Raw genomic sequence first — 21,977 nt, forward strand, 5'->3', positions numbered from 1 at the left:
TGTGACTGCTGTGACTCCTCAGCCCTTTGTGCGCCCCTACCGCCCCGAGGACCGGCCGGCGCTCTACGACATCTGCATACGCACCGGCGAAGAGGGCGGCGACGCACGGCACTTGTACGCCGACCACGCGCTGCTGCCGAGTGTCTTCGCCGGCCCCTATGCGGAGCTCGAACCCGGTCTCGCCTTCGTGGTCGACGACGGCAGCGGCCTCCCCGTCGGATATGTCCTCGGCACCGCGGACACCGCACTGTTCGTCGAGCGCTTCCGTACGGAGTGGCTGCCCGCGCTGGCCGGACGGTACCCGGACCCGCCCGGTCCGCTGCGGACGCCGGCCGATCAGATGGCCGCGCTCCTGCACCGGCCCGAGCGCATGCTGCTGCCCGAACTGGCCGCGTACCCCGCCCATCTGCACATCGATCTGCTGCCCGGCCATCAGCGTGCGGGGTTCGGGCGCGCGCTGATGACGCGCTTCATCGGCGCCCTCGCCGAGCAGGGCGTGCCCGCCGTCCATCTGGGCATGGTCACGGCCAACACCCCGGCGCGCGCGTTCTACGACCGCATCGGGTTCCACGAGATCCCGGTGCCGGACCCGGGGCCGCTGACCTACCTCGGCCTGGGCACCGGAGCCAGGCTGTCCGGCCGGCCGCCTACGCTGGCGGGATGACAGCAGAACCCGCCGCACACGGACGCCCGACGAGTATCGGCATCCGGCCGTTCCAGCCCTTCGACCTGCCGGGCATGTACCGGGTCTGCCTGCTGACCGGGGACTCGGGCGGCGACGCCACCGCGCTCTACCACGACCCCGATCTGCTGGGCCATGTGTACGCCGGCCCCTACCCGGCCGCCGACCCGGGCCTGACCTTCGTGGCGTCCGACGCACACGGGGTCGTCGGTTACGTCGTGGCGACCGCCGACTCGGCGGCGTACGAGAAGTGGCGCGAGGTCCACTGGTACGCCCCGCTGCGGCTGCGCCACCCGGAGTCCATGGCGGACGATCCGGGCGACGGCAGCAGGGACTGGCAGCGGGTGGCGCAGCTCCACCGCACCCCGCCCGCGGACGGCGATCCGCTGTACGAGCGCCACCCGGCGCATCTGCACATCGACATCCTGCCGCGCGGCCAGGGCGCCGGGCTCGGCCGTCGGCTGATGTCGGCCGTACTGGACGAGCTGCGGGCGCGGGGTGTGCCGGGGCTGCATCTCGGGGTGGGCGGCGGGAATCCGGGGGCGCGCGCCTTCTATCTGGCGCTCGGCTTCACCGAGGCCGAACGGCAGGACTGGGGCTCGGTCATGGTGCTGGACCTGCGGGACGGGCCGGCGGTTCAGCGCAACAGCAGCTGAACGCCGCCCAGCACGGTAGCGCCGATCACCAGCCGCTCGAAGAGCCGCTGGTTGATCCGGTGCACACAGGCCCGCCCGATGAAGGCGCCGGGGACGACGAAGACGACCAGCGCGGCGTCCAGCAGCAGCGACTTGGTGCCGATCAGGCCAAGGCCCACGCTGAACGGCACTTTGGTGACGTTGACGATCAGGAAGAACCAGGCCGACGTGCCGAGGAACCCCAGTTTCCGAAAGCCCGCCGAGATCAGATAGAGCGACATGACCGGCCCGCCCGCGTTGGCGACCATGGTGGTGAAGCCGCCCAGCACACCGTACGAACGGGCCATGGCCCGGCCGCGCCCGGCGCTGGGCCCCTGCGGTGCGTCGCCAGGGCCGCCGGTGGGTCCACCGGGGGCTTCACCGGCGGCTCCGTCCACGGCCTCACCGGCGGCTTCACCGGAGGCTCCGTCGGCACCGGCACCGGCAGCAGTCGTGCGCGCCGTCTCGGTGGCGCGTCTGCGCCACAGGGTGACACCGGCCATCAGCAGCAGGATCGCGCCGATCGAGGTGCGGACCACCGCGTCGTCGGCCCAGAACAGGAACCCCGTTCCGATCACCACCCCCACCGCGACGGCCGGGAACAGCCGCCAGAGCGTGGGCCAGTGGGCATGTCTGCGGTAGGTGAGGACGGCGAGCACATCCCCGGCGATCAGTACGGGCAGCAGTACCCCGGTCGATTCCCTGGCCGGCAGGACCGCGGCGAAGACCGCGAGGCTGATCGTGTTGGCCCCGCTGACCGCGGTCTTGGAGAAGCCGACCAGCATCGCCGCCGCCGCGAGGGCGGCCATGCCCCCTATGTTTCCCGTGATGCTCAGCGTGTCCATAGAGCTGAGGATGCTATGCCACAGGTCGGCCAGGCCAACAGGCCGTCGGTCCCGGCACGGGTCAGGGGCCGCCGGTGCCCGACGACCCCTGACCCGCCTCACACGTGCTCGGGTACCGCTACCCGCGCAGTGTGACCGAGAAGCCGTGTCCCGTGGAGAGGGACGGCGTCTTGACCTGGGTGACTCCGGTGGCCGGGTCCCGGTACCAGCCGGACTTCGCCGCGGCGAACGCCTTCGCGGAGCCGAGCCGCTGGAGCTTGCCGCCCGCCATGCCCACCCGGGACGGCGCGTTCTTGGCATGCACCGAGAAGGTGTACGAACGGGATGCGGGCTTGCCCGTGTAACTGCCCTTGCTGGCACCGACCTCGATGGTGGTGGCGCCCCTGCCGTGGGTGGGGGCCTTCACCTGGACGTGCTGGGTGGCCGACGAGCCCTTCGCGTACTTCCGCGTCACACCGTCGTCCTCGTACAGCGTGTAGTCCGTGGTGCCCTTGGGGTAGATGTCGTAGTCGAGTTCGCTCTTGTTCCGGGTCTCCCAGGACGTCGTGCCCTTGGGCCACATCGGCACGATCGAGCCGCCCTTGACGAACAGCGGCAGGGTGTCGAGCGGCGCCTTGTAGCCGTTGACCGTGGTCGGGCCGTGGTAGGTCTTGCCCGTCCAGTAGTCGGTCCAGGTGCCCTTCGGCAGGTAGATGCCGTTGCGGACGTCGGTGTCGCTGTAGACGGGCGCCACCAGGAAGTCCGAGCCGGACATGAACTCGTACTTGGCGTCGGCCCCGAGCGTCGCCGGGTCGTCCGGGTACTCCAGCGACAGCGGGCGCACCGCCCCGACACCGGTCTTCGTGGCGTCCTTGGACAGGGTGTACATGTACGGCAGCAGCCGCTCCTTCAGCTGGAGGTACTTGCGGTTGATGGAGGTGTACGGCTCACCGTCCAGCCAGGGCTGCTGGTCGTGCGGCTTCTTGGTGGTGATGTCGGTGGCCCAGCCGTCCATCGTCATGATGGCCGGGAGGAACGCCTTCCACTGGAGGTCGCGGGCGTACATCTTGGGGTCGTGGCTGTAGATCGAGCCGACGTCGCCGGTGTTGTACGCGATCCCGGACAGGGTCGCGCCCGCGTAGGTGGGAATCTGCCAGCGCAGATAGTCCCAGGAGAGCTTCTGGTCACCGCTCCAGAGCACACCGCAGCGCTGGGCACCGGCCCAGGAGACGGGCAGCCAGACGAAGCCGCGGGCGTCGCTGTTGTCCTCGATACCGGCCTTGGCCTGGTCGCAGGCGTCGAGCGCCATGCCGTAGCCGTTGCCGACCCAGGCGACGTCCAGCTTGCGGACGCGTACGCCGGCCTTGGCCTCGTCGGCCTGGTTCGGCAGACCGTCCTGGGTCCAGAGGCCGAGCTGGGTGTGGGTCTTGTTGAGCCCCGCACCGGTCTGCGGCAGGTCCTCGTAGCCGCAGCCGTAGCCGTCGTTGACCAGCATCCAGCCGAGCGGCATCTGGTTCTGGTCGTAGCCGTCCGCGACCTTGAGGGAGTCCAGGGTGTGGCGCTCGCCCCGGTTGGCGTTGTGCAGATAGCAGTCGGCGTCGCCGGGCTCCAGACCGTACACCGGCGGCATGAAGGGCTTGCCGACCAGTGAGGTGTACTCGCCGATGACCTTCTTGGTGTCACCGGTGAAGTAGTAGGCGTCCAGGCGGCGTTCCTGCTGTCCGGTCCTGACCGGTGAGCCGAAGTCGTACACCCCGGCCGTCATGGTGTTGCGGAAGACGCCGTAGCCGGCGGTGGAGATGTAGAACGGCTGGGAGTTGTTGTAACCGCCCTCGTCCCAGTCGGTGTTGTTGCCGACGTTCATGACCTGGTCGCGGTGGGAGAAGCTGCCGTTCTGCTCGCCTCCGCCGAAGAACTGCTCCTTGGGCCCGCGTTTCAGGCTCTGCCGCATACCGCCGGACGTCCAGCGGAGCGGGTCGGCCTCCGCCCAGATCACCGTACGGTTGTCCGCCTTGTACAGGGCGAGCTTCAGCGGCTTCTTGTAGACGCGCAGCACGACGCCCTTGGAGCGGATCCCGTAGTAGGAACCGGCGTTGAAGGACGAGGTGTGCGGCTCGGCCTTCGGCTGCTGCTGGATCATGTGGCTGCCCGCGGGACCGGAGAGGTCGCCGTCGGGGGACGCCTGGAGCCGCATCGTCTCGTCGGTGAAGAACGAGGCGCGGGCCTTCAGAGCGCCGGCCGCGAAGTCGTAGGTCCCGTGTGAGCCGCTGAAGCCGGTGAGGTTGCCCGCGTCGGTGGACTCGGGCAGATACGCCTTGCCGGTGAAGGAGTTGTTGTGGACGGTGTACGGGACGACCACCACGTGGTAGGTGCCCGACGCCTTGGGGATGACCGTCGCCTCGGGGTCGGCGGTCCCGGCGCTCGACGCGACCTCCTTGTTGTCCTTGTCGTAGATGTACATGTCGAAGTCGTCGGTGGGGGTCTGCCACTGGATGGAGACCGGGACACCGCCTTCGGGGTTGTCGTCCCACTGGCCCGCCGGCGGGTTCACGGTCAGATCGAACCGGGCGCACTTGGCCTGGTCCGGGTCGTCGGCCGCCGTACCGCATTTGTCGGGCCCGTCGACGGTGCCCTTGGCGTAGACGGGGCTCTGCCAGGTGACGCTCTTCGTCCCGCTGTCGAGGGTCCCCGACGGGGCGGCGGCCGCGTGTGCCTGCGACGCCGGGACGGTCAAGGTGGTGAGGGCGAGTACCAGTGCCGACACCGCGGCGGCCGCGCCCTGCCGGGGGCGGGTTCTGAGGATTCGCAAGGAGTGTTCTCCGTTCGTACCGAACAGCAAAATGTGCAATGCCTGCGCAGACATGCTTGGAACACTGGAAATTCGAGCATCACAATTCACCTTGGGGTCAGTACATGTCAACGTTTCGGCGCGATCCACCCCCCTCGCGCAGGGCTGCCCCCGGCCTGCCGTCACCCTCGCCGACGGCGCCGCGGAACACCGCCCGGCTCGCTCAAATAGCCCCTTATTCAACAGAGTTGGAGAAACACCGGCCATCTCCCCCACTTTTTGCACAACTCTTGACGTGGCGCACGCCCGGAGGAACGATCCAACCCATCAGAGAGCGCTCCCAGACACTTTCGCTCTTCACTTCTTGAAGGCTCACCGTTGAGCCACCAACTGCGGGAGATTTCCCCATGCTTGTTCCCCCCACGGCACGCAGGAGAAGGATGTCGGTGGTGGCGGCGGCCGCACTCGCCGCCGCCCTCCTCGTCGTCGCCCCGTCGAAGTCGCACGCCGCCGATCTGCCGGGCGGCGGCGACCTCGGACCGAACGTGCACGTCTTCGACCCGTCCACGCCCGACATCCAGGGCCAGCTCGACTCGGTGTTCAAGCAACAGGAGTCGGCACAGTTCGGCACCGGCAGGGACGCCTTCTTCTTCAAGCCGGGCACCTACAGCAACATCAACGCCCAGCTCGGCTTCTACACCTCGATCGCCGGTCTCGGCCTTTCACCCGACGACACCAACATCAACGGCGATGTCACCGTGGACGCGGGCTGGTTCAACGGGAACGCCACCCAGAACTTCTGGCGCTCGGCGGAGAACCTGGCCCTCACCCCGGCCAACGGGACCGACCGCTGGGCCGTCGCCCAGGCAGCCCCGTTCCGCCGGATGCACGTCAAGGGCGGGCTCAACCTCGCCCCCGACGGTTACGGCTGGGCCAGCGGCGGCTATATCGCCGACAGCAAGATCGACGGGACGGTCAGCCCGTACTCGCAGCAGCAGTGGTACACCCGGGACAGCTCGGTCGGCGGCTGGGCCAACGGCGTCTGGAACATGGTGTTCTCGGGCGTGCAGGGCGCACCCGCACAGGGCTTCCCCGACCCCACGTACACCACCCTGGACACCACCCCGGTCTCCCGGGAGAAGCCGTTCCTGTACCTGGACGGCAACGACTACAAGGTGTTCACACCGGACAAGCGCACCAACGCCAGCGGCACCACCTGGGGAAACGGCGCGCCGAAGGGTGAGTCGATTCCGCTGGACCAGTTCTACGTGGTCAAGCCGGGCGCGACCGCTGCGACCATCAACCAGGCGCTGGACCAGGGGCTCAACCTCCTCTTCACGCCCGGGATCTACCACCTCGACCAGACCATCGACGTGAAGCGGGCCAACACGGTGGTGCTGGGTCTCGGATACGCGACGCTGGTCCCCGACAACGGGGTGACGGCGATGAAGGTCGCCGACGTGGACGGCGTCAAGCTGGCCGGCCTGCTGATCGACGCGGGCACCACCAACTCGGACACGCTGCTCCAGGTCGGCCCGGAGGGCTCGTCCGCCGACCACTCGGCCAATCCGACCACCGTGCAGGACGTCTTCGTCCGGATCGGCGGCGCGGGGCCCGGCAAGGCCACCACCAGCATGGAGATCAACAGCAACGACACCATCGTCGACCACACCTGGCTCTGGCGTGCCGACCACGGTGACGGCGTCGGCTGGGACACCAACAGAGCCGACTACGGGCTCACCGTCAACGGCGACAACGTGCTGGCCACCGGGCTGTTCGTCGAGCACTTCAACAAGTACGACGTCCAGTGGAACGGCGAGAACGGCAAGACGATCTTCTTCCAGAACGAGAAGGCGTACGACGCCCCCGACCAGGCCGCGGTCCAGGACGGTGACACCAAGGGGTACGCCGCTTACAAGGTCGCCGACTCGGTGAACACCCATGAGGGCTGGGGTCTCGGCAGCTACTGCAACTTCACCGCGGATCCGACCATCCAGCAGGACCACGGATTCGCCGCGCCCGACAAGGCGGGGGTGAAGTTCCACGATCTGCTGGTCGTGTCGCTCGGCGGGAAGGGCCAGTACAACCACGTCATCAACAACACCGGCTCCGCCACATCGGGAACATCGACCGTGCCCTCCACGGTCGTCTCGTACCCGTGAGGTCAGCCGCGCGAGATCCGGCCCCGTGAGTTCCGGCCAGTGAGATCCCGCAGGTGAGATTCGGACAGTGAGACCGAGACGAGGAGCGGCCGCCCGCTCAGGGCATGTCGGGGCGGCCGCTGCTCGCCGCGTAGTACTGGAGGTCCTGGACCCGGACCTGGCTCCGTACCGGGTGGCGCGAGGTCACCTCCGCCACCGTCCGGCCGTCCCTGCGGACGGTCGCCGCGCTCCATCCGGTGTGCAGCGGCACCAGAGTGGCCCTGACCCCGGCCGGCACCGGGTGGCTCCTGCGGTCGGTCCCGACCACGGTGTCCAGGTCGGCGGGCGCGGTCAGGAAGGTCAGCGCCTCCACCGCGTCACGTGGGGCAGCCGTCCCGGCGCGCGGGCTCATCAGCTTCCGCTGCCCGCCGGGGACGGGCCGGGCCCCGGCGAACTGCACCCGCGAGGTCAGATAGACCGTGTCACGCACGATCCTCGGCCACTGCCCCGTCTTGAAGCGGGTCAGGTAGTACGAGGACAGATCGAGGTAGACGTATCCGTTGTGCAGCGACGGCGCGAACTGGCTGCCCTCCGAGTAGTCGTTCCAGGTGGTCAGCTGGACCCAGTCGGCGCCGTCGTCGATCGCGTGGCCCCAGCCCTCCCGCAGCGTCGCCGTGTTGCCCGCCTCGTCGTACACCCCCTGGTTGGGCCGGGCGTCCTGCACCGAGACCGGCTGCATCCACGTCTTGCCCAGCCGGTGCGCCCGGGACACATCGGCGGCGGCGCCCGCCTGTGCGGTGTAGCTGCGGTTCCCCCACTCCGAGAAGCCGTAGCTGATGGGCGCGAACCGGTCGGCGTTCGCGGTGAAGTCCAGGAACAGCGGGACCAGGGCCGTCCGGATGCCGTGGTGGGTGCGCAGCCGCGTCGTCAGCTGCGACCACCAGCCCGGATCGTGCGCCTCCGCCTTGAAGGGCGAGATCACCAGCCGCCCGTCGCCGAGCCGGTGGGCGGCCGGTGAGGCCGCCAGCCCCGCCAGGGCGTCGGCGAGCGTCGCGGGGTCGGTGTGCAGTGACGTCATGTCCGGCATCAGCATGATCCGGAAGCCGGGCGCGGCCGAAGCGGCCGCCCTGAGCAGGAGGTTGACCCGTTCCCAGTTCGGTCCGGTCAGCGCGAGGATGTCGACGCTGAACCCGTCGATGCCCGCGGCCCTGGCCGTACGGACCTCCTGCTGGAGGTTGGCGAGCTGCCAGTCGCCGCTCCGGGGCGCGACGGGCAGCGGCCGGTCCCGCAACAGCCCGCCGTACAGGGCGTGTTTGCCGTGCTCGCCGCGCGCGGTGAGGTAGTTGCGTGTGTAGTAGTCCTGCGCGGCCGGCTTGTTGTCCAGGGACAGCGGATACGGCGTGAAGTAGTGCGCGAACACCAGGTGGTGGCCGCCGCGCAGCGTCGCCGGTGCGGGCAGGTCGAAGGGCAGTTCCTTGCCGGTGACGCGCTGCGGCCGAGGGGTGAGGGCTCCGGCGCGGTCCGCCGGGTCCTGCGCGGAGGGTGCGGCCGCGGGTGTCCCGCCCGCGGGGCCGCCGTCCGTCCCGAAGGGCGACCAGGCCATTCCGCTGCCGGCCAGCAGACAGATCAGCAGCAGACCGATACCGAAGGCCCCCGGCAGCAGGACGCGCCGCCCGGTGACTCTGCGGCGGTGGTGCGCCCACGGTCGTACCGGCGCTTGGGCCATCGTCGTTCCTTCCCGGAAAGCCGCCCGCAGTACGGGGGTTGGGCAGTAGTAGAACCGAAATGCGGCTTCGGGACAACAGGGGCCCGGGCCGGACGGAGCCGTACGCCGCCGCCCCGCGCCCACGGCCGTCCGGTGCTTGTCCGGCGTGACCAGCGGCGCAGCCCGCCGAGGCCGCCCCTCCGCATCACGTACCGCGGAAGATGCCCGCCCCGGCGCCCTGTCGTTCGCACGCGTGGCCGCCGGGTGAACCCGGATACGGGCAGCGGCGCTCCCGGAAGCCCCCGAGGCGGAATTGCACGAGGTCACCACCACTTCGCCACATCGTCTCCCGATCGATGCGGGGCCAATCGGTCGCAACGTTTACGTAAACGGCATTGTGCTACCTGGAGTTTGTCGTACTGTCCCTGTTGCGACTCCAGTTCGTCGATCGGGGAATCGACGAACAGGACGAACCAGTCAACACGTGCCGGGGGGGTACATGTGGCATGTCCGAACGCCTGAGACAAGTGCGTCCGACATCAGCACGTCATCAGGCGCGATCCCGCACGGGATGCGCCTGAAAGCACCGTGGTACTTACCGACAGCGCTGCTCGCCGACACCGCGGCGACAGCACTGCCGGTGACTCTGGCCCTCCGCGCCCAGGGACAGCCGTACGCGCTCCGCTCGGCCGCCGTCACCGCGGTCACCTGGCTCGGGGTGCAGGCGTTCAGGCACCGCTACACCAAGCGCGCCCTGGGTGAGTCCAGGGGCGCCCTGCCCGTCCTGCACGACTGGCTGATCCTACTGGGCGTGCTGGCAGTGATCCGCAGCGCGGCCGAGCTCCACCACCCGCCGCTGCTCTGCCTGTTGGTGCTCCTCCCCGCCCTGCTGGCGGCGCTGGTCTGCCGGCGGGCCACCTACCGCCATCTCACGGCGGCGCGCCACAAGGCCCAGGTCGTCACCCGGGTGCTGGTGGTCGGCGAGCCGACCGCGGCGGGCGATGTGGCCGGTCATCTGGCCGGCCGCACCGACCATCCGTACGTCGTGGTCGGCATCGTGGCGGTCGGCGCCGGTCCGGTGGACGGCGGCTCACGGCTGGCGGGCCGGCTTGCGCCGCACGCCCCGGCGGTCACCGCCGACGACACCGTGCCGCTGCTGGGCGCCGCCCGCCAGCTGGCCGCCGATGTCGTGCTGGTCGCGCCCGGTGCGGGCATGGCGGGCGAGAGGTTACGGCGGCTGTCCTGGGCACTGCACGATGCCGGGGTCGAACTGGCCCTGGCCCCAGGGCTGGTGGAGATCTCCGTCAAGCGGATGGAGCCCTCGTCGGCGGCCGGGATGGCGCTGCTGCGGATCGTGCCGCCGGTGCGGCGTGGCGCCCAGCCGGTGCTGAAGTCCGTCGTGGACCGGGTGGGCGCCGGGCTGGGACTGCTGCTGCTCTCGCCGCTCTTCGTGGTGATAGCCCTGGTGGTCGGGGTGAGTTCGGCGGGCCCCGTCTTCTACCGGCAGCGGCGGATCGGGCAGGGCGGCACCCCGTTCGTCATGTGGAAGTTCCGCACGATGCGGCTGGACGCGGATGCCCGCAAGGCCGAGCTGGCATCGGCGAACGAGACCGACGGGCCGATGTTCAAGATGCGGCGCGACCCCCGGGTCACCCGGGCAGGACGGTTGCTGCGCCGCACCTCGCTCGACGAACTCCCCCAGCTCATCAATGTGTTACTGGGTGTCATGTCCCTGGTCGGTCCACGGCCGCCGCTGCCCGAGGAGGCCGCGCTCTACAACGAGACGGAGGCCAGGCGGCTGGCCGTGCGACCCGGGATGACCGGGCTCTGGCAGGTCAGCGGCCGCTCCGACCTCTCCTGGGACGAGACCGTCCAGCTCGATCTCCAGTACGTCGACAACTGGTCGTTCACCAGCGACGTCGATGTGATGGCCCGTACGCTCCGCGCCGTGGTCGACGGCCGCGGTGCGTACTGACCGGCCGCCGTCCGTGCCGAACCGGACCGCGGCGCACCGGCCGCCGCCCACTCGGGTCCGGGTCCGGACCCGGCCCCGGACCCTGGTGTGCCCGCCGTCAGCCGCGCTGCCACGCGGCGTATGTGCCGGCGATCCCGTCACGCAGCGCGATGCCCGGTGCCCAGCCGAGCGCGCGCAGCCGGCTGATGTCGAGCAGCTTGCGCGGGGTGCCGTCCGGCTTCGACGTGTCCCAGCCGATCCGCCCCTCGAAACCGGTCACCTCGGCGACGGTGGCGGCCAGTTCACGGATCGTCAGATCGGTGCCGCAGCCGACGTTGACCGGGTCGGCGCCGTCGTACGAGCGGAGCAGCAGCGCGCAGGCGGCGGCGAGGTCGTCGACATGGAGGAACTCGCGGCGCGGTGCGCCGGAGCCCCAGAGCACCACCTCGTCCCGGCCGGCCGCGCGGGCCTCGTGGAAGCGGCGGATCAGCGCGGGCAGCACGTGCGACGTCTCCAGGTCGAAGTTGTCGCCCGGCCCGTAGAGGTTGGTCGGCATGGCGGAGATGTAGGCCGCGCCGTACTGCTGCCGGTAGGACTGGATCTGTACGATCCCGGCGATCTTGGCCAGGGCGTATGCCTGGTTGGTGGGCTCCAGCGCCCCGGTCAGCAGGGCGTCCTCGCTGATGGGCTGCGGGGCGAGCTTGGGGTAGATGCAGGACGAGCCGAGGAAGAGCAGCCTGCCGACGCCCGCCGCGTGCGCACCGGCGATCACGCTCAGCTGGATCCGCAGGTTCTCCTCGATGAACTGGACCGGGTGGGTGCTGTTCGCCATGATGCCGCCGACCTTGGCCGCGGCCAGGACGACCGCGTCGGGGCGGGTGTCGTGGAGATAGCGCGCGGTGCTCGCGGCGTCGCGCAGATCCAGCTCGGTACGGGGGCGGGTGAGGACCTGGTATCCGTCGGCGGTGAGCCGGCGGGCCACGGCCGATCCGACGAGGCCGCGGTGGCCGGCGACGAATATACGGGCGCCGGCCGGCAGGAACAGCGATTCAGTCATGAGCCGGATCATGCCAGGACGAAGCACGCCACTGCGCCCAGAATCCTGACTTATTCCGTGAACCACACCATATCCGCGGCGTCCGGGCCGGTCCCGGACCGGTCCGCCAGAGAGGGACATCCCATATGAGCAAGTCCGCGCTGATCACCGGGGTCACCGGTCAGGACGGTTCCTATCTGGCGGAGCTGCTGCTCTCCAAGGGGTACACGGTCCATGGGCTGCTCCGGCGCTCGTCCAGCTTCAACACCGAGCGCGTGGACCACATCTACCAGGGCCCCCAGCAGCCCGAGCGGTCCTTCGTACTGCACCACGCGGACCTCGCGGACGGGGTGGCGCTGGTCAATCTCCTGCGTGACCTCAGACCGGACGAGGTCTACAACCTCGGCGCCCAGTCCCATGTCCGGGTCTCCTTCGACGCCCCCCTGTACACGGGCGACGTGACGGGCCTCGGTGCGCTGCGGCTCCTGGAGGCCATCCGGGCGAGCGGTATCGAGACCCGGTACTACCAGGCGTCGTCCTCCGAGATGTTCGGCGCCACCCCGCCCCCGCAGCACGAGGGCACACCCTTCCATCCGCGCAGCCCGTACGGCGCAGCGAAGGTCTTCGGGTACTGGACCACGGTCAACTACCGCGAGGCGTACGGCATGTACGCGGTGAACGGCATCCTCTTCAACCACGAGTCGCCACGCCGCGGCGAGACCTTCGTGACCCGGAAGGTGACCCGCGCCGTGGCCCGGATCAAGGCGGGGCTGCAGGACCGGCTCTATCTGGGCAACCTGGACGCCGTACGCGACTGGGGGTACGCCCCCGAGTACGTGGACGCGATGTGGCGGATGCTCCAGCACCACGAACCGACCGACTTCGTGGTGGCGACCGGAGTGGCCGCCACCGTGCGGGAGTTCGTGGAGACGGCGTTCGCGCACGCCGGTCTCGACTGGAACAAGTACGTCCGTTACGACCCGAAGTACGAGCGCCCCAGCGAGGTGGACGCGCTGATCGGCGATCCGGCCAGGGCGCACCGGCTGCTCGGCTGGAAACCGGAGGTGCTCGTCGAGGAGCTGGCCCGGATCATGGTGGACGCCGATATGCGTCAGGTGGCGGACCAACTGGCCGGTGCGAACGTCCGCATCGACCGCTGACGTGCACGACTTCATGCCTGGGGGGTATGGACATGCGTAGATCCAGAGGGCTCTCGGCCGCCCTTGTCCTGGCCGTCACAGCGGCTCTGGGGGTGACAGCGGCGGCGCCGGCCACCGCCGTCACCCCGCCGGTGGCGTTCACCGCCGACGACCTGCCGACCTGGCAGACCAACGGCATCGTCTGGGCACTGGCCGAGGCGCAGGGGACCGTCTTCGTCGGCGGAACGTTCTCACAGGTCAGGCCGCCGGACGGGGCGAGCGGGACACCGCAGGACGCCGTCGACTTCGTGGCGATGAACGCCGCCACCGGGGCGCCCACGTCCTGCAAGCTGTCCTTCACCGTGGGAAGCGGCACCGCGACCGTACGCGCGCTGGCGGTATCGCCCGACAAGAAGACCCTGTACGCGGGCGGGTACTTCGGCGCCGTCAACGGCGTACCGGCCAGCAGCCTGGCCGCGATCGACATCGCCACCTGCACTCCGAAGCCGGACTTCCACCCGGGCTTCCCCGCGACGGTGCGGGCGCTGGCCGTCACCGGCGACACGGTGTACGCGGGCGGCGACTTCGGGAGTGTGGCGGGCGAGACCCGTAAGCGGTTCGCGGCGGTGGACAGCTCCACCGGGGCGCTGCGCCCGTTCCGGGCGGACGCCGATCTGCCGGGGCGGGCCGTGGCGGTCACGCCCGACGGACACGACGTGCTGCTCGGCGGTGACTTCTTCACCGTCAACGGCGCCGATTCGCACGCGCTCGCCGTGGTCGACGCCACGTCGGGCCACAACGTGAAGACCTATCCCGGCTTCATCGAGACCAACTCGGTCGTCAAGACCATCGGGACCGACGCCACCGGCTTCTACACCGGCAACGAGGGCACGGGCGGCGGTGTCTTCGACGGACGGATCGCGCTGAACCTCAGCGATCTCGGGCAGCGCTGGCGGGACACCTGTCTGGGCGCCACGCAGGCCGTGCTGTCGTACGAGAACGTCCTGTACAGCGCGTCGCACGCGCACGACTGCTCCAGTGTGGGCGAGTTCCCCGACGGGGCGCGCAACCATCTGCTGGCCCAGCCGACCACCAGTGTGGGCAAGCTGGGCTGGTTCCCGAACACCAACGACGGCCTGGGTGAGGGCATCGGCCCGCGCGCACTGGCGGTCTCGGACACCGGCTCCGACACGTACCTGTGGGTCGGCGGCGAGTTCACCACGGTCAACGCCGCGCCCGCCCAGGGGCTGACCCGCTTCGCGTCGAGCCCCGACACCGGGGTGCCGGGAGTGCCGCAGGCCAGTGCGGTCAGTATCAAACCGGGTGAGGTGCAGGTCCGCTGGCGCTCCAGCACCGACCTGGACGACAGCACGTTGACGTACAAGGTCTACCGCAACGGCTCGTCGGCCCCGGTGTACACCGTGGACGGCGAATCCCTGCCGTGGTCGCGGCCCCAGCTGTCGTTCCGGGACACCTCGGTGACCGCGGGCCGGACCTACACCTACCGGGTCACGGCATCGGACGCGGCCGGCAACACCAGCGGGCTCTCCCCCACCGCCACGGTCACGGTCCCCTCGTCGGCCGAGGCGTACCCGGCGGCCGTGCTGAAGGACGGCGCGACGCAGTACTGGCGTTACGACGAGACGAGCGCCCCGTTCACCAGCGACTCCTCCCCGTCGGACAGCAGCGGCATCCAGCTCAACGGGCCGTCGCTCCGGCAGACGCCCGCGGCGGTCAACGGCCCCAGTACGGCGATGGGTTTCGACGGCACCGACCAGGTCGTCTACAGCGACCGCAGGACGACCGTGGACGGTGACTACTCCATCGAGACCTGGTTCAGAACCACCACCGACCGGGGCGGCAAGCTCGTCGGGTTCGGCAACAACACCACGAAGACCAGCAGCAACTACGACAAGAACATCTACCTGACCGACAACGGCAATCTGGTCTTCGGCGTGTACACGGGCGGGGCCAGGACCGTCTCCACGCCGGGCACCTACAACGACGGCGCCTGGCACCAGGTGGTCGCCACCCAGGGCGCGTCCGGTATCTCGCTCTATGTCGACGGCGCACTGAAGGCATCGTCCAAGGTGACGGGCAACCAGGCGTACTCCGGTTACTGGCGGGTCGGCGGTGACCAGCTCAGCGGCTGGCCGCAGCAGCCCACGAGCAACTTCTTCGCGGGCCAGATCGACGAGACGGCCATCTACCCCTCGGTGCTCACGGCGGCGCAGGTGGCCAACCACCACAAGCTGGCGAGCGCCCCGGCGGACACCGTCTCCACGGTCCGGGCGTCCGAGGACACCTACGTCAACGCGGGTGCGCCGAACGCGAATTACGGCACATCCAGCTCGCTCGCCGTGCGCGGCACATCCGCGTACGCGTCCTGTCTGCGCTTCACCCTGCCGAAGGCCCCGGCCGGCACGGTGCTGAAGAGCGCCAGGCTGTCGGTGAAGACCTCGACCGAGACCGGGGCGGGTTCGACGGACAGCCAGTCGGTCGTGCCGGTCGCCGGGGACTGGACGGAGTCGGGACTGACGTACAACAACCGGCCCACGCCGGGTCCCGGCACACTCGGTACCCTGAGCGGCGCCACGGACGGCTCCACCGTCTATTCGGCCCCGCTCGACACGACCGCACTCACCCCGGCGCTGGGCAGTACCTACAGCCTGGCCCTGACCAGTACCGGAACGGACGCGCTCTGGCTGTGGTCCCACGAGGCCGCGGCGGCCGAGGGCACTCCGCAGCTCGTGCTGACCTTCGGCGCACCGTGAACCGCCCGCTGACACCACCACCATGACCGTGTGCGGGGCCCGGTCGGCCGGGCCCCGCACCGCCCGTCCCACAGGAGTCCTCCCATGCGTCCACTCCACCGCCGTGCGGCCGCCGCTGCAGCCGCGCTCGCCGCTCTCGTCTCCGTATCCGCCTGCGGCTCGTCCGGTTCCCACGACGGGAAGGACACGGCCGGCGGCCTGCACTCCCCGGCCCCGCGCGTCCAGGACCCGCAGACCGCGACGGGGCCTTCGCCGTCCCCTTCCGCCAAGGAGCCGGTGCTGCCGGACTCCCGGCTCACGCCCGTCACCGGTTCGTTCAGCAAGAAGGACAAGAAGTATCTGAGCGGCCGGGTGCCGCAGGACATGGATCCGTCCGCCGTGCTGCAGACCGGACAGGAGAGCTGCCAGCGGGTGGCCAGGACCGCCGCGCACGACAAGGACGCGGCGGTGGGTGCGGTCATCGCGGGCGACATCCCCGACGCGAAGTCCGCCATCACCCTGCTCTGCCCGGACCAGAAGCCGGTGCTCGACGCCGCGGACGCGGGCTTCCCCGACGGCACCCGGAAGAATCCGCGGGCCGGCACCTACCGGGCGCTGACCGCTGCCGCCGACTGCACCTGGCGGGTCACGGACAGCGGCGGCAAGCTGCTCGCGTCCGGGCCGGGCACCGGAGCCAAGGGGACGGTCAGGGCCAGGGTCCCGGCGGGCGCCGCCGAGTTCACCTCGTCGGGCTGCTACGCCTGGGTGCCCGCGTAGACCCCGTCCGGCCACCTCCCCAGCACGTACTCCGCTGGGGCGCGCGGCGCCCGGGCCGTGTTCAGCCGGAGCCCGTCAGGGCCGAATGTTCTCCAGGTCATCCAGGAGGCCGGGGTGCGTCGGCTGCCATCCGAGTGCGTCGCGGGTGTGGGTGCTGGACGCCGGCTGGTCCATGGCGAAGATCGGGCCGAACGGGCCGAAGGTCTCCTGCGGAACCTCCTTGACCGGCAGGTCCAGCCGCCGGCCGATGACTGTCGCGATGTCACGTACCGCGTCGCCCTCGTCGCCGACGGCGTGCCAGGCCGTACCGGCCGGTGCCGATTCAAGGACCAGCCGGAACAGGACCGCGGCGTCGAGCGCGTGCACGGCCGGCCAGCGCTGGGTGCCGTCGCCGGGGTAGCCGGCCACCCCGGTACGGCGCGCCTGATCGGCCAGCAGGCCGGCGAACCCTCCCTTGCCCTCGTTGTGGACCGTGCGCGGCATGCGGACAGCCATGCTGCGCACACCGTGCGAGCCGAGCTCCAGCAGCGCCGTCACCGAACGGCCCCGGCCGCCCACCGGTCCGTCGAGCGGCAGCGGATCGGCTTCGGTCGAAGCGCGTCCCGGCACCCAGGGCGTACCCGAGACCGCGACGATCGGCCGGTCGCTGCCGATGAGTTCCTGCCCCAACGCGGTGAGAGCGGCGCTCTCCTCGGCGATGGCCTGCGCGAGCGCATCCGGACTGCTGTAGTCGCGTCCGAACGCCAGACTGATCACGCCGTCGCACTGCGCAGCGCCGGACCGCAGGACGTCGACGTCCGCCAGGTCTCCTCGCAGCACCCTGGCGCCGGCGCTCACCAGGACCTGCGCCGACTGGTCCGAACGAGCCAGTGCGAGAACGGTGTGACCGTTGCCGAGCAGCTCGGCGACGACGGCGGAGCCGATAGTGCCGGTACCGCCGGTGATGAAGACGTCCATGAGCCCTCCCGAAAAGTGATGGGACCGTTGTCCCATCACTGACGATACACGGTGACGGGACAGGTGTCCCATCACCTGTCCTGGGGTCATGGTCATGCCCGGATGGCAACCGCGATCCTGAGGGCGATACGTGTCACGACGTGCTGAACGCCCGCTCCCGTGCGTGCCTCATCGGCGTCAGGCCGTCAGCACTTCTCGTACACCCCGAGGAGGGTGTCGAGCACGGCGTCCATCGAGAAGGACTCCGCCGCCAGCTTCCGGGCCGCGGTGGAGGCCGCTCCGGCCGTGGCGGGGTCGAGCAGCTCCAGCACGGCCCCGGCCAGCTCCGGCGCGCCGTCGACCACCCGGCCCGCACCGGCGTCCGCGATGTCACCGGCGAGGCCGTTGGAGCGCGTGACCACGGCGGGTGTCCCGGCCGCGAGGGCTTCCAGGACCGACATCGGGAACGGCTCGTCCACCGACGGCAGCACATACACATGGGCGTGCCGGAGCTCGGCGAGCATCTCACCGGCGGAGAGCGGCCCCGGGCAGTGCACGCGCTCGCCGAGGCCGAGACGGCTGATGAGCGCCTGTACGGAGGCGAGTTCGCCCTCGTCGGGTCCCGCGACGACGAACTCGGCCTCCGGGTGGTGGCGCAGGATCTCCGGCACCGCGGTGACGAAGTCCCGCGGGCGCTTCCTGGCCTGGAGCCGGGCCGCGTACAGGATGCGCGGGGGTCCTGACGGGGTGGGCCGCACCTCCTGGGCCGGTACGCCGTTCACGAGGCGGACCAGCCGGAGAGGGCCGCCGGGCTCGCCGGAACCGGTCTGGCTGCCGGGGCCGGCGAGCGGGCCCCGCTTCCCGGCCGCCACCGCTTCGAGGCCCCTGCGCTCATGGCCGGTCAGATACAGCACGGCCGAGGCCCGGCGGAGCACTCTGCGGACCGCAAGGGTGTCGAGCACCTTCGCCAGGAGCCGGTCGCTCGGGTCGACCATGCCGTGCGTCTGGAGCACGAGCGGCTTGCCCGCGCGCAGCGCCGCCAGGGCGACGGGCAGGGTCACCAGGTCGCGGGCGAGGTGCACATGGACGAGGTCGGCGTCGCGCACCACGCGCCCGGCGGCCGCGAGCAGCGCGGGCGATGTGATGCCGCTGAAGCCGAGCGGCAGCAGTCTGCGGGCCTGGAAGAGCCGGGCGGGCACACCCTCCACCTCGGTGGGCAGCCGCTCTCCCGAAGCGCCGAAGCCGTCGCCGAGGGCGAGCAGCCGCGCCTCGTGGCCGCGCGCCCGCAGCCCCTGCGAGAGGTTGAGCGCGACCCTGACCGGACCGCCGAAGGCGTGGGTCGGGCTGTGCAGGGTGACGGCGTGCAGGACCCTCATACCGGCTCCTCCACCGGCCGGCGGCCGGCGGCCGTGTGCAGCGTCAGGTCGGGGAGGTCCCGGTGGACGACCGTGCCCGCCGCGACGACGGACTGCGCGCCGATGGTGACGCCCGCGAGTACCGTGGCGCGGGTGGCGATCCAGGCGCCGTCCCGCACCACGATCGGGGCGTTGCGGTAGCGGAAGTCCGCGGCCCGGTGGTCATGGCTGCCGGTGCAGAGCAGCGCCTCCTGCGAGACGCAGACATGCGCCCCCAGGGTGACCGGCTCCAGATTGAGGAGCCAGGCGCCCTCGCCGATCCAGGTGTGGTCGCCCACCGTGAGCTTCCACGGCCACAGGACCCGCACCCGGTGGCGTATCAGCACCCCTTCGCCGATCGTCGCGCCGAAGGCCCGCAGCAGCGCGACCCGCAGCCGGGCCGGACAGAACCACGCCATGAAGACGGTGTTCAGCACGGCGAACCAGAGCGCCTGGGTCAGTCTGCCCCGGCCCTTGTCGTATCCGGCCAGCGTGAACGCCGGTAGATTCCGCATCACTTCACCCCCACTGGCGCCTCCCCAGACGCCTGGCGGTCAGCCTAGTGCTTGCCGGGTGGCGGGGGCGTGGCGTCGGTAGACTGCGGCCGGGGAACCACAGGAGAAGTGCGCCGGACGTATAACGGGGCGTTCGGCCACGGGCGTTCAACCAGGGGGCGGGGGCCTAGCCATGGCGACGGACACCAGCGAGGGCGTCCGGCCGGAGTCCCCGGCGCCGGCCGCCGGGCCCGGTGCGCTCCCCGGCGCGGCGGGGGCCACCGCGAGCCCCTTCCGCTTCGCGCCCCCCGTGTCCCCGCGCACGCTGCTCTCCCGGGCCCTGTCGGTGCCGCTCGCGCTGGGTCTCTCGCTCGTACTGCCGCTGCTCGTCGCCGTACAGCCCGGTGACGGGGTGCACGACGCCGCGTACTGGCTCCAGCTCACCCTGACCGTGTACGCGGGGGCCCGGCTGTCCGGGATGGTGCTGACCAGCCGTCGCAAGCTGCTCCAGGGGACGTTCTGGCTCTTCGTCTATATGGCGATGGGGGTGGCGCCGCTGGCCCAGGCGGTGCTCGGCAAGGTCCCCACTCCGGTGGTCGGGCCGCGCTCCGATGTGACGGAGGCGGTGGCGCTCGTCCTGATCGGGTGCGCGGCCTTCGATGTGGGGGCGCTGCTCGCCCGGCACCGGCCGGGCGGCAGGGGCCGTGGTGAGACGCGTCCCGCGCTGGTGCACCGCAGGCGGCTGTATCTGCTGGTCGTGGTGGCCTTCGTGTGCAGCGGTGCGCTCATCGTCAAGCTGGGCGGGCCCGCCGTCTTCTTCAGCAGCCGCCAGGAGATCATCGCCGGGATCGAGGAGGCCGGTATCTCGCAGGCCGACTCGCAGGCGGGCCAGGCCCTGCTGCGCGGCTTCGGCACCGTTCCCGCGCTGTTCGCGCTGCTCGCGTACACCCGCTGGCTCGTCACCTCCCGGCGGGCCCGCAGGTCCCCCGCGGTGATCGCGGTCTGGATCGCGCTGGCCGCGCTGAACACGGTGGTCAACAACCCAATATCCAACCCGCGTTACTGGTTCCTGACCGTCCTGCTCGCGCTGCTGTTCACGCTGTTCCCGGTCAGCGCGGCGATGTACCGCTCGGCGCTGAGCCTGGGGGTGGTGGTGGCGCTGGTGATCTTCCCGTTCGCCGACCGCTTCCGCTACGACGAGCAGAACTACCACCCGGTGGAGACCACTTCGGTGCTCGAACCGCTGGCGCTCAAGGACTACGACCAGATCGGGATGTTCGCCAACACCATCACCTTCGAACGGTCCGGGGTCGGCCACCTGTACGGGAAGCAGCTGGCCGGGTCCATCCTGTTCGCCGTGCCGCGCTCGGTGTGGCACGGCAAACCGCACGACACCGGAGTGATGGTCGGTGAGTGGATGGACGCGGTCAACACCAACCTCTCCTCACCGGTGTGGGCGGAGCTGTGGATCGACTTCGGCCCCGCCGGGATGACGCTGGGACTGCTCGCGATGGGGTACGCGGCCGCCCGGGTGGACCGGCGGTACGCCAGGCGGGCGGTCCGGCGCACGCCGCCGGGGAGCCTGATCTCGCTCGTGGTGCCGCTCGTCGCCGGATACTCCTTCATCCTGCTGCGCGGTCCGCTGCTCCAGGCGTCGGGCCGGGTGGCCATCGCGGTGATCTGTGTCGCGATGGTCACCACCTACCGTCAGGACAGGGGTGCGGCGCTGCGCTGAGCGTCCCCGCCGGTGACCGGCTCGGCGGCCGGTCCCAGCCGGGCGACACGCGTCCAGGCGGCGAGCGCCTTGAGCGCGGAACCAGCCGCGAGCCCCCAGGCCGCGCCGGTGGCGCCGCCGAGCGGATAGCCGCCGAGCATCAGCGCCACGGACACCAGGGAGAAGACCACCTGGAGCGAGAGGGTGGCGCGCGGGCTGAGCACCCGGAGGGTGACCAGCGCGCAGGTCCCCAGTGCCATCACCGCGTACTGGCTGCCGGTGGCGGGCAGCAGTGCGGACGCCGACTGCCAGGTGGCGCCCAGGAGTTGGCGCCCCATGCGGTCGGGCAGCGCGTACAGGACCGCGGCCCAGCCGAAGCCCACCCCGGCCAGTACGCAGCCCAGGACGGCGGCGGCCCGCGTGGTGGCGCGGCGGCCGCCCAGCCTGCCGAGTACCGGCGGGCCGAAGGCGTTGACCGAGTTGAACAGCACGTTGAGCGGGCCGAAGAGGGTGGTGGCCCCGCGCAGCGCGCCGACCGCCAGCGGGCTGGCGAACAGCCCCAGGCCGAGGACCGCCAGCTGGCTGGAGGCGTTGCCGACGGCGAACTCGACGACGAAGCGCATCCCGAGGTGGCCGCGGCGCAGATAGCGCCGTACCTGGGTGGTGGCCCCGCGCACCAGCGGCCGCAACAGCAGCAGCCCGGCCAGCAGCGCGGGGACGGCGGACAGCCCCCACACCGTCACCAGCCGGGCGGGAGCGGCGTGGTGGGGCTGGAGCAGCAGCGCGGGCACCACACAGAGCAGCCGCAGCACATCGGCGGCGAGGGCGCGGTGCGGTTGCTGCAGCGCGGAGAACGAGTAGCGCAGACCGTCCTGGAGCAGGACGAAGGGCAGGACGAGCCCGAGCGCGATGAAGGTGTGTCCGAGGCGGCCGCCGACGGCCGCGCCCCCCGCCGCGAGCAGTGCG

At 70.8% G+C, this 21,977-nt stretch carries 16 protein-coding genes; 8 read left to right on the forward strand and 8 right to left on the reverse strand.

The features are described from left to right. Window positions 1-10: 10 nt before the first annotated feature. Both G3I19_RS05915 and G3I19_RS05920 read left to right on the forward strand, forming a co-directional pair. Window positions 11-664, forward strand: coding sequence for a GNAT family N-acetyltransferase (locus G3I19_RS05915; RefSeq protein WP_164260243.1), 654 nt, complete (start codon window positions 11-13; stop codon window positions 662-664). Then, the gene (locus G3I19_RS05920) at window positions 661-1,338 is read left to right on the forward strand and encodes a GNAT family N-acetyltransferase (protein WP_164260206.1); all 678 of its coding nucleotides are present in this window, start codon (window positions 661-663) and stop codon (window positions 1,336-1,338) included. Before G3I19_RS05915 ends, G3I19_RS05920 begins: the two co-directional genes overlap by 4 nt. On the opposite strand, the gene G3I19_RS05925 is transcribed toward G3I19_RS05920, so the two are convergent. Together G3I19_RS05925 and G3I19_RS05930 are read right to left on the reverse strand one after the other, a co-directional pair. Beyond that, a complete protein-coding gene (locus G3I19_RS05925) occupies window positions 1,320-2,201 on the reverse strand; it encodes a sulfite exporter TauE/SafE family protein (protein WP_164260208.1) in 882 nt (293 codons plus the stop codon). The genes G3I19_RS05920 and G3I19_RS05925 overlap by 19 nt on opposite strands. A 118-nt stretch (window positions 2,202-2,319) precedes the next feature. After that, window positions 2,320-4,989 (reverse strand): TIM-barrel domain-containing protein, encoded by a 2,670-nt coding sequence (locus tag G3I19_RS05930; protein ID WP_239073992.1) that lies wholly within the window; start codon window positions 4,987-4,989, stop codon window positions 2,320-2,322. A gap of 419 nt (window positions 4,990-5,408) precedes the next feature. Here G3I19_RS05930 and G3I19_RS05935 point away from each other — a divergent pair, with 419 nt between their 5' ends. Then, window positions 5,409-7,130: a coagulation factor 5/8 type domain-containing protein gene (locus G3I19_RS05935; RefSeq protein ID WP_203599226.1), complete on the forward strand. Its 1,722-nt coding sequence runs from the start codon at window positions 5,409-5,411 to the stop codon at window positions 7,128-7,130. 97 nt (window positions 7,131-7,227) lie between these two features. Here G3I19_RS05935 and G3I19_RS05940 read toward each other — a convergent pair whose 3' ends face one another. Then, a complete protein-coding gene (locus G3I19_RS05940; protein WP_164260211.1) occupies window positions 7,228-8,835 on the reverse strand; it encodes an endo-1,3-alpha-glucanase family glycosylhydrolase in 1,608 nt (535 codons plus the stop codon). A 550-nt stretch (window positions 8,836-9,385) separates the two neighbouring features. Here G3I19_RS05940 and G3I19_RS05945 point away from each other — a divergent pair. Then, window positions 9,386-10,789 carry a sugar transferase gene (locus tag G3I19_RS05945; RefSeq protein WP_239073993.1) on the forward strand — a complete coding sequence of 468 codons (1,404 nt, stop codon included), beginning with the start codon at window positions 9,386-9,388 and terminating at the stop codon, window positions 10,787-10,789. 97 nt (window positions 10,790-10,886) lie between these two features. Here the strand turns inward: G3I19_RS05945 and G3I19_RS05950 are convergent, their stop codons facing one another. Next, window positions 10,887-11,825 (reverse strand): GDP-L-fucose synthase, encoded by a 939-nt coding sequence (locus G3I19_RS05950; protein WP_164260214.1) that lies wholly within the window; start codon window positions 11,823-11,825, stop codon window positions 10,887-10,889. Between the two features lie 125 nt (window positions 11,826-11,950). On the opposite strand from G3I19_RS05950, the gene gmd reads away from it, so the two are divergent. The 3 genes from gmd (at window position 11,951) to G3I19_RS05965 (ending at window position 16,473) form a co-directional block, all read left to right on the forward strand. Next, the gene (gmd, locus tag G3I19_RS05955; protein WP_164260216.1) at window positions 11,951-12,964 is read left to right on the forward strand and encodes a GDP-mannose 4,6-dehydratase; all 1,014 of its coding nucleotides are present in this window, start codon (window positions 11,951-11,953) and stop codon (window positions 12,962-12,964) included. Window positions 12,965-12,996: 32 nt separating this feature from the next. Continuing rightward, window positions 12,997-15,717, forward strand: a complete 2,721-nt coding sequence (locus tag G3I19_RS05960) for a DNRLRE domain-containing protein (RefSeq protein ID WP_164260219.1) — start codon at window positions 12,997-12,999, stop codon at window positions 15,715-15,717. A gap of 84 nt (window positions 15,718-15,801) precedes the next feature. Beyond that, window positions 15,802-16,473, forward strand: a complete 672-nt coding sequence (locus G3I19_RS05965; protein WP_164260221.1) for a hypothetical protein — start codon at window positions 15,802-15,804, stop codon at window positions 16,471-16,473. 75 nt (window positions 16,474-16,548) lie between these two features. On the opposite strand, the gene G3I19_RS05970 is transcribed toward G3I19_RS05965, so the two are convergent. The 3 genes from G3I19_RS05970 to G3I19_RS05980 form a co-directional block, all read right to left on the reverse strand. Further along, the gene (locus G3I19_RS05970; RefSeq protein ID WP_164260223.1) at window positions 16,549-17,430 is read right to left on the reverse strand and encodes an SDR family oxidoreductase; all 882 of its coding nucleotides are present in this window, start codon (window positions 17,428-17,430) and stop codon (window positions 16,549-16,551) included. A 185-nt stretch (window positions 17,431-17,615) separates the two neighbouring features. Then, a complete protein-coding gene (locus G3I19_RS05975) occupies window positions 17,616-18,785 on the reverse strand; it encodes a glycosyltransferase (RefSeq protein WP_164260225.1) in 1,170 nt (389 codons plus the stop codon). Beyond that, window positions 18,782-19,318 carry a WcaF family extracellular polysaccharide biosynthesis acetyltransferase gene (locus G3I19_RS05980; RefSeq protein ID WP_164260227.1) on the reverse strand — a complete coding sequence of 179 codons (537 nt, stop codon included), beginning with the start codon at window positions 19,316-19,318 and terminating at the stop codon, window positions 18,782-18,784. The genes G3I19_RS05975 and G3I19_RS05980 overlap by 4 nt, the downstream gene beginning before the upstream one ends. 172 nt (window positions 19,319-19,490) lie before the next feature. On the opposite strand from G3I19_RS05980, the gene G3I19_RS05985 reads away from it, so the two are divergent. Further along, complete coding sequence (locus G3I19_RS05985) at window positions 19,491-21,032, forward strand: hypothetical protein (RefSeq protein WP_239073994.1); 1,542 nt, start codon at window positions 19,491-19,493, stop codon at window positions 21,030-21,032. Here the strand turns inward: G3I19_RS05985 and G3I19_RS05990 are convergent. Then, window positions 21,005-21,977: hypothetical protein (locus tag G3I19_RS05990; protein ID WP_239073995.1), on the reverse strand; the 973-nt coding region annotated here is incomplete at its 5' end. The genes G3I19_RS05985 and G3I19_RS05990 overlap by 28 nt on opposite strands.

The sequence above is a fragment of the Streptomyces sp. SID10853 genome (assembly GCF_010548145.1).
Classification (GTDB): Bacteria; Actinomycetota; Actinomycetes; order Streptomycetales; family Streptomycetaceae; genus Streptomyces.

Bases quoted from the DNA above. Each gene is read 5' to 3' on its own strand.
- G3I19_RS05920 (WP_164260206.1), top strand. From the start codon at position 661: ATGACAGCAGAACCCGCCGCACACGGACGCCCGACGAGTATCGGCATC.
- G3I19_RS05925 (WP_164260208.1), bottom strand. From the start codon at position 2,201: ATGGACACGCTGAGCATCACGGGAAACATAGGGGGCATGGCCGCCCTC.
- G3I19_RS05935 (WP_203599226.1), top strand. From the start codon at position 5,409: ATGTCGGTGGTGGCGGCGGCCGCACTCGCCGCCGCCCTCCTCGTCGTC.
- G3I19_RS05940 (WP_164260211.1), bottom strand. From the start codon at position 8,835: ATGGCCCAAGCGCCGGTACGACCGTGGGCGCACCACCGCCGCAGAGTC.
- G3I19_RS05945 (WP_239073993.1), top strand. From the start codon at position 9,386: ATGCGCCTGAAAGCACCGTGGTACTTACCGACAGCGCTGCTCGCCGAC.
- G3I19_RS05950 (WP_164260214.1), bottom strand. From the start codon at position 11,825: ATGACTGAATCGCTGTTCCTGCCGGCCGGCGCCCGTATATTCGTCGCC.
- gmd (WP_164260216.1), top strand. From the start codon at position 11,951: ATGAGCAAGTCCGCGCTGATCACCGGGGTCACCGGTCAGGACGGTTCC.
- G3I19_RS05960 (WP_164260219.1), top strand. From the start codon at position 12,997: ATGCGTAGATCCAGAGGGCTCTCGGCCGCCCTTGTCCTGGCCGTCACA.
- G3I19_RS05965 (WP_164260221.1), top strand. From the start codon at position 15,802: ATGCGTCCACTCCACCGCCGTGCGGCCGCCGCTGCAGCCGCGCTCGCC.
- G3I19_RS05970 (WP_164260223.1), bottom strand. From the start codon at position 17,430: ATGGACGTCTTCATCACCGGCGGTACCGGCACTATCGGCTCCGCCGTC.
- G3I19_RS05975 (WP_164260225.1), bottom strand. From the start codon at position 18,785: ATGAGGGTCCTGCACGCCGTCACCCTGCACAGCCCGACCCACGCCTTC.
- G3I19_RS05980 (WP_164260227.1), bottom strand. From the start codon at position 19,318: ATGCGGAATCTACCGGCGTTCACGCTGGCCGGATACGACAAGGGCCGG.
- G3I19_RS05985 (WP_239073994.1), top strand. From the start codon at position 19,491: ATGGCGACGGACACCAGCGAGGGCGTCCGGCCGGAGTCCCCGGCGCCG.